The sequence below is a fragment of the Pauljensenia sp. UMB3104 genome (assembly GCF_030217285.1).
Taxonomy (GTDB): domain Bacteria; phylum Actinomycetota; class Actinomycetes; order Actinomycetales; family Actinomycetaceae; genus Pauljensenia.
In genome coordinates this window covers 1-244 of record NZ_JASONN010000517.1, presented here as the reverse complement: position 1 = coordinate 244, position 244 = coordinate 1, and the positions used below count along the sequence as shown (strand labels likewise).

At 51.6% G+C, this 244-nt stretch carries 1 protein-coding gene; it reads right to left on the bottom strand.

Annotated elements, in window-relative coordinates:
* On the bottom strand, positions 1-244 hold a 244-nt coding region (locus QP415_RS12620), incomplete at both ends, for a hypothetical protein (RefSeq protein ID WP_285100300.1).

Here is a 244-nt window from a genome sequence, read left to right as displayed (position 1 = left end):
GCGAATACTGGGTTGCGACCGCGTTGGTTTCATTCTCGTCAGAGTTTGGATCAACCAGTCTCAGGAATACCTCTGGGTTGGGAATGTTGGGTGAAGCGAAGACGAAGTGTGGTGGCCTGTGGCGGTGTTGAAGGATTGTCACGGTTTGGTAGTAGAACGGGGCGCGGCTGTTCTTGCCTGAGAGTTTGTGTGATTCGTCGAAAAAGACGTACTCGAATTCGATTGCAGGTTTGCCGATCAGAAG